Raw genomic sequence first — 7,420 nt, forward strand, 5'->3', positions numbered from 1 at the left:
ATGCTCCTTTTCACTTCCTTTTGGTCATTTCTGCTATAATGTTAATTATGAATAACTTGATTCAATCAAAATTAGAATTGCTGCCGACTAGTCCAGGTTGCTATATTCATAAAGATAAAAATGGCACCATTATTTACGTAGGCAAGGCTAAGAATTTGCGCAATCGAGTGCGCTCTTATTTTCGTGGGAGTCATGATACTAAAACGGAAGCACTGGTGTCTGAGATTGAGGATTTTGAGTTTATTGTCACGGAGTCTAATATTGAAGCCTTGCTGCTTGAAATCAATCTAATCAAGGAAAATCAGCCTAAGTACAACATCATGCTCAAGGATGATAAGTCCTACCCTTTTATCAAAATTACCAATGAGAAATATCCACGTCTAATTATTACGCGTCAGGTCAAGAAAGACGGTGGCTTGTATTTTGGTCCTTATCCTGATGTAGGTGCTGCCAATGAAATTAAGCGTCTGCTGGATCGAATTTTCCCTTTTCGCAAGTGTACCAATCCGCCTGAGAAGGTTTGTTTCTACTACCACATCGGACAGTGCCGAGCTCACACTATTTGCCATAATGAGCAGCATTTTTTTCAAAATATGGCTCAGGAAGTAGCAGATTTCCTCAAAGGTCATGATAATAAGATTATTGATGAATTGAAAGGAAAAATGACTAGTGCTGCTGAAAAGATGGAATTTGAAAAAGCGGCTGAATACCGAGATTTGCTTCAAAGTATTGCGACACTTCGCACCAAGCAACGAGTGATGGCGAAGGATTTGCAGAATCGGGATGTCTTTGGCTATTATGTGGACAAAGGATGGATGTGCGTACAGGTTTTCTTTGTCCGTCAAGGAAAACTCATTGAGCGAGACGTGAATATGTTTCCTTATTACAATGATCCCGATGAGGATTTTCTGACCTATATTGGTCAATTTTATCAGGAAAAATCTCATCTGATTCCCAATGAAATTTTGATTCCATCTGATATTGATGAAATAGCTGTTCAGGCTGTGGTGGATACAAAAATTCTCAAGCCTCAACGAGGAGAAAAGAAACAGCTGGTCAATCTGGCAATTAAGAATGCTCAAGTTAGTTTACAGCAGAAGTTTGACTTATTAGAGAAATCTGTTGAAAAAACGCAAGGAGCAATTGAAAATCTAGGCCGGCTCCTCAATATTCCCACTCCAGTTCGGATTGAGTCGTTTGATAATTCCAATATTATGGGAACTAGTCCTGTTTCAGCTATGGTGGTCTTTGTCAATGGTAAGCCTAGCAAGAAGGATTACCGCAAGTATAAGATCAAGACTGTGGTAGGGCCGGACGACTACGCGAGTATGCGAGAGGTCATCAAGCGTCGCTATAGTCGGGTCATTCGTGACGGGCTGACGCCACCAGATCTGATTGTCATTGATGGTGGGCAAGGCCAGGTCAATATTGCTAAAGAAGTTATCCAGAATCAGTTGGGTCTGGATATTCCCATCGCGGGATTGCAAAAAAATGACAAGCACCAGACCCATGAGTTGCTCTTTGGCGATCCTCTGCAAGTCGTAGAACTGTCCCGTAATTCTCAGGAATTTTTCCTCCTCCAGCGCATCCAAGATGAGGTGCACCGCTTTGCCATTACCTTCCACCGCCAGCTGCGGTCTAAGAATTCCTTCTCATCGCAACTCGATGGTATCGAAGGCTTGGGGCCAAAGCGCAAGCAAAATCTGATGCGACACTTTAAATCCTTGACCAACATCAAAAAAGCCAGCGTGGATGAAATTGTCGAAGTGGGTGTACCGCGAAAAGTAGCGGAGGCTGTGCAGGAGAAATTGAGCAAATCTACAGATAAAAAGATAACCAACTCCTAGATTTTAGGGAAGCAACTTCATCAGACTATTTCTCGTGAAAAACCTCTGCAAGCTCTTCCAATTTATGGTAAAATGAAATTAGTATAATAAGAAAAGGAAAGTCCTTATGAAATTTCTTGAATTAAATAAAAAGCGTCATGCAACGAAGCATTTCAATGATAAAGCAGTTGATCCGAAAGATGTGCGGACGGCGATTGAAATTGCAACTTTAGCGCCAAGTGCTCACAATAGCCAGCCTTGGAAATTTGTAGTTGTGCGTGAGAAAAATGCAGAGTTGGCTGAGATTGCTTTTGGTGCAAACAAAGACCAAATCACAGAAGCACCTGTGACGATTGCTCTTTTTACAGATACAGACTTAGTTAAACGCGCTCGGAAAATTGCTCGTGTGGCTGGGGTCAATAATATGTCCGACGAATTGTTACAATATTATATGCAAAATTTACCGGTTGAATATGGGCATTATTCTGAGCAGCAAAAAAGCGATTATTTGGCTTTAAATGCTGGTTTGGTGGCAATGAATCTTGTTTTGGCTTTGACTGACCAAGGAATTGGTTCCAACGTTATCCTTGGATTTGATAAGTCGAAAGTCAATCAAGTGCTAGATATTGATGAACGCTTCCGTCCAGAACTTTTAATTACCGTTGGTTACACAGACGACAAACGGGAGCCAAGTTATCGTTTGCCAGTGGATGAGATTATTGAAAAACGTTGATAGAAAGGAATCTGATTTTATGACGATTGATTTTAAAGCAGAAGTTGAAAAACGTCGCGATGCTCTGTTGAATGACTTGTTTAGCCTTTTGGAAATCAGCTCCGAGCGAGATGACACGAAAGCAGATAAAGAACATCCTTTTGGGCCTGGACCTGTTAAGGCTTTGGAAAAATTCTTAGAACTAGCTGCGCGTGATGGCTATCCAACGAAAAATGTTGACAATTATGCAGGGCATTTTGAATATGGCGAAGGAAAAGAAGTGCTTGGAATTTTTGCGCATATGGATGTTGTGCCGGCTGGAAGTGGCTGGGATACAGATCCTTATACGCCAACTATCAAGGACGGTAAATTATTTGCGCGTGGTGCGAGCGATGATAAAGGGCCGACGATGGCTTGCTATTATGGACTGAAAATTATCAAAGAATTAGGCTTGCCGACATCTAAGAAGGTTCGTTTTGTAGTTGGTACAGATGAGGAATCCGGCTGGGCTGATATGGACTATTATTTCAAACACGTTGGTCTGCCAGAGCCAGACTTTGGCTTTTCGCCAGATGCAGAATTTCCGATTATCAATGGTGAAAAAGGAAACATCACCGAATATCTTCATTTTGCAGGGGAAAATGGCGGAGCTACGCACTTGCATAGTTTTACTGGCGGAATTCGTGAAAATATGGTTCCTGAATCTGCAACAGCAGTGGCATCAGGAAATGTGCCAAATCTTGAAGATAAATTAGATGAATTTGCAAAAGAACATGGACTTCGATTTGAATACCAAGAATTACCGAGTGGTCAAATAACAGTTACGATTGTTGGGAAATCCGCTCACGGAGCATCTCCACAATCCGGTGTCAATGGCGCGACTTATCTGGCGAAATTCTTGACCCAGTTTGATTTTGCAGATTCTGCTAAAAACTATCTTGAAGTGGCTGGAAACATTCTTTTAGAAGACCATGCAGGAAAAGCTCTGAAAGTGGATTATGTAGATGAAAAAATGGGTGCTCTTTCTATGAATGCAGGAGTCTTCCGCTTTGATGAGGCAAGTGATGACAACACCATTGCCCTTAATTTCCGCTATCCACAAGGAACCAATCCAGAAATGATCAAATCTAAATTGGAAAACTTGCCTGTAGAAAACGTGACATTGTCAGAGCACGAGCATGTTCCTCATTATGTTCCAATGGAAGATCCACTTGTGACAACGCTTTTGGACGTGTATGAAAAGCAAACAGGTCTGAAAGGTTATGAGCAAATCATTGGTGGAGGAACGTTTGGTCGTCTCTTGAAACGCGGTGTTGCTTATGGTGCTATGTTCCCAGGCTATACAGATACCATGCACCAAGCAAATGAATTTATAGATGTAGAAGATCTTTTCCGTGCAGCAGCTATTTATGCTGAAGCAATTTATGAACTGATTAAATAAAACAGGTAAACTCAGCTAGAAATAGTTGAGTTTCTTTCAAAGAAAGAGAACAATTATGATTTACACAATTACGAGTGCGACAGGTCAATTGGGGCAAAAGGTTGTTGCTGAAGCACGAAAACATTTAAATTCTAATGAAATTCGGCTATCTGTTCGAAGTCCCAAAAAAGCAAGTCAATATGTAACAGCAGGGATTGATGTTAGAGCAGCTGATTATTTAGATGTGAATTCTATGGTCGAGGCTTGGCGTGGAACGGATGTTTTGATTTACATTCCAAGTATTTCCCATCCAAGCATTGTGCGTGTGCCAGAATTTGAAAATTCGGTCATTGCAGCAGAAAGAGCTGGAGTTAAGCACTTTATCTTTGTTGGATTTTTCGCCGATCAAGTCAATAGTCCATTTCACATGGCAGCTTTCTTTGCTTATGCAAATACTCGTCTAGCGTCGGCTGGATTTTCTTACAGCATTATCAAAAATGCTATGTATGCTGATCCATTGGTGCCTTATTTACCTGAGTTAATAGAGCGCAAGGCTGTTATTTATCCAATGGGAAATGCCAAAATGAGCTTTATTTCACGGGAAGATAGTGCAGAAGCCATTGTCAAACTGGCTATGTCACCTGCCTTGCAGGGAAAAACGTATGTTTTGACTCAAGAACGCAATTACACAATGTTGGAGCTGGCTAATCTTTTGTCCGAGGTTTCTGGTCACGAGATTGGCTACCAACCAGTGGCGGTTGAGGAATTTGCTGCCATTTATGATCAACCAAAAGGTTTCGGTGTTGTGCTGGCTTCTCTTTATCAAGCTGGAAGTCAAGGCTGTCTGGATATTGTGACAGATGATTTTCGGACAATCACAGGACGGCAGGCAACTGATTTGAAAAGCTACATGAAGAAGAATTATCAAAAATAGAGGCAAGGAATGGAAACGTTAGAAGACATTAAGAAAGCTATTATGGTTGATCCACAAAATCAAGTATATACAGAGCGAGGAATTGAGCCACTTTTTGCAGCGCCTAAAACGGCACGTATTAACATTGTCGGTCAAGCACCGGGCATCAAAGCGCAGGAAACGCGCTTGTACTGGAATGATAAGAGCGGTGATCGCTTGCGTGAATGGATGGGGGTTGACTATGATACCTTTTATCATTCTGGCTATTTTGCTGCGATTCCAATGGACTTTTATTTCCCAGGTCATGGAAAGTCAGGAGATTTGCCACCGCGCAAGGGCTTTGCTGAAAAATGGCATCAGCCGATTTTAGACTTGCTGCCGGATCTTGAATTGACTGTTCTTATTGGCCAATATGCTCAGAAGTATTATCTTCATCAAAAGGGAACTGTAAAGTTAACCGATACGGTAAAACATTATCAAGATTATTTGCCAGAATATTTCCCACTTGTTCATCCATCTCCACGAAATCAAATCTGGCTGGCCAAGAATCCTTGGTTTGCAGAAACCGTAATCCCTGATTTAAGGGAACGGGTACAAAAGATTATTTCATAGAGTGGAGCAAAAGTTAATCATTTAAAAGTTTTTGATTTTGTTGCTCCACAGTGGTTCATTAGTACGGAAGCGCCTAATGAATTTCTCCAAACCGCTGCGCTTTGCAAGCATAACGCATAAATAATAGAAGCTAGGTATTTTTTCCAGCTTCTTTTTTAAAACAAAATCTTTGACAAAAAAGGTTCTATATAGTAGAATAATCATAAACTTCTATATCGTATATTTTAGAAAGAAGAAAAATGAGTAAAAAAGTAATCAATGGTGGGTTTTATATCGGGAAAATTCATCGTTTGTCCAATCGACTGATGAATCACATTTTGTTAGAACGAGGAATTCAAGCCTTTAATGGAGAGCAGGGGCGCATTTTGCATGCGCTTTGGCAAAAAGATTGTCAAAGTCAAACCGAATTATCAGAGCAGACAGGCTTGACACTCAATACTCTTACGAAAATGATTGATCGAATGATTAGCATGAACCTTGTAGAACGGTATTCTTACGAAAAAGATAAGCGCAAAAAGATGATTCGCTTGACGGGCTATGCCAAAGGTCTGCAAGATGAGTATAATGCGATTTCTAAGGAAATAATTGAAATCTTTTACAGCGGATTTTCTGACCTAGAAATTGATGAATTTGAGACTTATTTGGAGCGTATCGTGGCAAATTTAACCAAGCCAAGAAAGGATGAAGCATGAACGAGTTAATCAAATTAGTGACCAATCAATGGCAGTTTCTATTTAGTCTGGTGTGGGATCATATCTGGATATCGGGCTTGTCTATCTTGCTTGCTTTAATTTTGGGAGTTGGGCTTGGAATTTTCATCAGTTTCAAAAAAAGCTGGGTTGGAGTCGTTATTGGTTTAGTGAATATTCTTTATACAATTCCCTCCATTGCACTTTTAGGGATTCTGATTTCGATTACGGGGATTGGTAACAAGACAGCAATTGTAGCACTAACCTTATATGCTCTGTTACCAATGGTACGGAGTACTTATACAGGCATTTCTGGTGTTGACCCGCTTCTCATTGAAGCAGCAGAAGGAATGGGTTCTACACGCAAGCAGATTTTAACCAAGGTGCAACTGCCCCTTGCCTTTCCGGTTATGATGGCAGGTTTTCGCAATATGGTGACGATGACCATTGCACTAGCCGGGATTGCCTCTTTCGTCGGTGCTGGTGGTCTGGGGGTTGCAATCTACCGTGGGATTACAACCAATAATCAAACCCTAACCTTGGTCGGAAGTATTTTAGTAGCTTTGTTGGCACTGGTCTTTGATTTTCTCCTTTCTTTGATTGAAAAATCAATCTTAAACCATAAAAAAGTATCCAAAAAATGGTTGGTTGTTTTAAGTTTCATAACTTTTTTGACAGCAGGAATAATCGCGTTTTTCCAAATGAATCCAATGGGTGGAACGGTCAAAATTGCGACCAAGCCACAGACAGAAAACTATATCTTAGGGGAAATGCAAAAGCAAGTTATTGAAGAATACACCAATCTGAAGGTCAAAATGACCAAAGGTGTTGGTGGTGGGACAGCTAATATTCACCCGGCTATGTTGAAAGGTGATTTTGATATTTATGCTGAATATACTGGTACAATTTGGGAAGTTATTCTCAAACAATCAGGTTCTTATGATGAAAGTCAATTTAAGATACTTGAAAGTCAATATCGAAAAAAATATCGGTTAGAATGGGTAAATACATTTGGATTTAATAATACGTATGGTTTGGCAGTTCGTAAGGATATTGCAGAAAAATACAATATCAAAACCTTTAGTGATTTAGCTAAAGCAAGTCCCAATTTAACTTTTGGCGCAGAGTATGACTTCTTTGGTCGAGAAGACGGTTTTGCCCGATTGCGATCAACCTATGGTATGAAATTCAAGTCGCAAGTGGACATGGATAGCGGACTGAAATATCAGGCAGTTAAATCTGGTAGAG

At 40.5% G+C, this 7,420-nt stretch carries 7 protein-coding genes; all 7 read left to right on the plus strand.

What is annotated here, in order from left to right:
* Nucleotides 1-47: 47 nt before the first annotated feature.
* Nucleotides 48-1,847: an excinuclease ABC subunit UvrC gene (uvrC, locus tag HMPREF2887_RS02080; RefSeq protein ID WP_041784023.1), complete on the plus strand. Its 1,800-nt coding sequence runs from the start codon at nucleotides 48-50 to the stop codon at nucleotides 1,845-1,847.
* 106 nt (nucleotides 1,848-1,953) lie between these two features.
* A complete protein-coding gene (locus HMPREF2887_RS02085) occupies nucleotides 1,954-2,559 on the plus strand; it encodes a nitroreductase family protein (RefSeq protein ID WP_021001899.1) in 606 nt (201 codons plus the stop codon).
* Between the two features lie 19 nt (nucleotides 2,560-2,578).
* Nucleotides 2,579-3,979, plus strand: coding sequence for a dipeptidase PepV (pepV, locus tag HMPREF2887_RS02090; RefSeq protein ID WP_021001898.1), 1,401 nt, complete (start codon nucleotides 2,579-2,581; stop codon nucleotides 3,977-3,979).
* A 55-nt stretch (nucleotides 3,980-4,034) separates the two neighbouring features.
* Nucleotides 4,035-4,892, plus strand: coding sequence for an SDR family oxidoreductase (locus HMPREF2887_RS02095; protein ID WP_021001897.1), 858 nt, complete (start codon nucleotides 4,035-4,037; stop codon nucleotides 4,890-4,892).
* Nucleotides 4,893-4,901: 9 nt separating this feature from the next.
* Nucleotides 4,902-5,483, plus strand: coding sequence for a uracil-DNA glycosylase family protein (locus HMPREF2887_RS02100; protein ID WP_021001896.1), 582 nt, complete (start codon nucleotides 4,902-4,904; stop codon nucleotides 5,481-5,483).
* Between the two features lie 239 nt (nucleotides 5,484-5,722).
* Nucleotides 5,723-6,175, plus strand: a complete 453-nt coding sequence (locus HMPREF2887_RS02105; RefSeq protein WP_021001895.1) for a MarR family transcriptional regulator — start codon at nucleotides 5,723-5,725, stop codon at nucleotides 6,173-6,175.
* Nucleotides 6,172-7,420: ABC transporter permease/substrate-binding protein (locus tag HMPREF2887_RS02110; RefSeq protein ID WP_084740386.1), on the plus strand; the 1,249-nt coding region annotated here is incomplete at its 3' end. The genes HMPREF2887_RS02105 and HMPREF2887_RS02110, both read left to right, overlap by 4 nt.

The organism is Streptococcus sp. HMSC071H03, assembly GCF_001813035.1.
In the GTDB taxonomy this organism is placed as follows: domain Bacteria; phylum Bacillota; class Bacilli; order Lactobacillales; family Streptococcaceae; genus Streptococcus; species Streptococcus anginosus.